Origin of the sequence: Weizmannia sp. CD-2023, assembly GCF_036225245.1 — a bacterium.
Classification (GTDB): Bacteria; Bacillota; Bacilli; order Bacillales; family Bacillaceae_C; genus Weizmannia; species Weizmannia faecalis.
This window is the reverse complement of sequence record NZ_JARTJQ010000113.1, coordinates 1-1,749: the sequence shown is the minus strand read 5'-3', so window position 1 is coordinate 1,749 and position 1,749 is coordinate 1. Positions and strand designations below refer to the sequence as shown.

The 1,749-nt window shown below is 44.1% G+C and carries 1 protein-coding gene and 1 pseudogene; both read left to right on the top strand.

Translation table 11 applies throughout. The features are described 5' to 3' along the window. Positions 1 to 536: pseudogene (locus P9687_RS15895) on the top strand (IS5/IS1182 family transposase); the annotation flags it as partial. A gap of 54 nt (positions 537 to 590) precedes the next feature. Beyond that, positions 591 to 1,704 (top strand): IS3 family transposase gene (locus P9687_RS15890; protein WP_328228822.1). Its coding sequence is split into 2 segments (ribosomal slippage): positions 591 to 856 and positions 855 to 1,704, totalling 1,116 coding nucleotides; the frame shifts between segments, so codons are not numbered across the junction. Positions 1,705 to 1,749: the final 45 nt, after the last annotated feature.

Sequence of the window (1,749 nt, the reverse complement as noted above, 5' to 3'; positions counted from 1 at the left end):
CTAAGCAATGTAAAGCTGGCGCCCCGAAAATCCGGAAAGCTGTAGGCAAACAGCTCGGATATGTGAAACGAGATCTGGAGATCATTAAAAATCTTGTTTCCCAAAGCTCTCTGTCTCTTTTGAGCAAAGATGAATACAGGCAACTTCTCATGATTCATGAACTTTACCGCCAACAGGCAGAAATGTACAAAAAGAAAACACACCGGGTTGACCACCGGATTATAAGTATTTCCCAGCCACATGTCCGTCCAATTGTGCGCGGCAAGGCAAAAGCGAACGTGGAGTTCGGTTCAAAAGTCGCCATCAGTGTCGTAGATGGTTATGCCTTGATTGAGCACCTCGACTGGGAAAATTACAATGAAGGGACCACTCTCAAGGAATTTGTTGAAAACTACTACAACCGGTTCGGATTTTATCCGGAAGCGATCTTGGCAGATAAAATTTACCGAAGCCTTAATAATCTGGCATACTGCAAATCTCTTGGCATTCGTCTGAGTGGGCCAAGGTTAGGACGTCCATCCAGAACGGAAGACAAAATATAATGGACCCATAAAACTAGACACAAAATGAGGAGCTGTTAAAGTAGGTTTATGAGAAAAAGTTATACGCCTGAATTTAAAACTCAAGTCGTGCTAGAGGTCTTAAAAGAAGAAAAAACGATGAACGAAATTGCTTCTGCTCATGGAATTCATGTGAATCAAATTCGCCAATGGAGAAATGCTTTTCTTGAACAGATGCCAAAAGTCTTTGAAAAAGGCAACAAAAAAGTTGAAAAAATGAAAGCCGAGTATGAACAGACCATTGAAAGTCTCTATGCGGAAGTCGGCCGCCTAACCACGCAGTTGTCGTGGCTTAAAAAAAAATCTGGAATTAAGGAGTAGAGCAGAACGAGTTGAAATGGTCGACTGGGATGACGAAGCAAAACTGCCAATTTCCATCCAGGCCGATCTTTTGAGCCTGAACCGTTCAAGCCTGTACTACAAGCCAGTCGGGCCGTCTCCTGAAGAATTGTTTATCAAACATCGGATTGATGAAATCTACACCAAACATCCCTATTACGGCTCCAGGCGCATTGCTGCTTTACTGAATGCCGAAGGTTTGGTCATCAACCGAAAGGCTGTACAGCGCCACATGAGGGAAATGGGAATCGCCGGGATCACACCTGGTCCAAACCTGAGTAAGCGCAGTCTTGAACACCGAATATACCCGTACCTTCTTAGAAACTTGAAGATTACACACCCTAATCACGTGTGGGGTATTGACATTACTTATATCCGGCTTCAAAAAAGTTGGATGTACCTGGTGGCGCTCATTGACTGGTATTCCCGCTATGTCGTTAGCTGGGAGATAGACCAAACCATTGAGATCGACTTTGTGCTGGAAGCAGTGAAACGGGCATTCTTAGTCGCCAGGCCAGAGATCTTAAACAGTGATCAGGGCAGCCATTTTACCAGTCCCAAATACACGGATCTGGTGCTTGAGAACACGATTAAAATCAGCATGGACGGCAAAAAAAGAGCCCTTGACAATATCATTACCGAAAGGCTTTGGCGAACCATCAAGTATGAGGAAGTATATTTAAAAGAATACAACTCCCCTAGAGAAGCAAGGAAAGAGATTGGTAACTTTATACAATTCTATAATCACGAAAGACTCCATCAGGCCCTGGGCTATAAGACTCCTGCCTCCGTTTATGGCCTTTGAGTGATTCATCCTTCGGGTAGAGGATACTTCTCCGGGGGTGTTGTG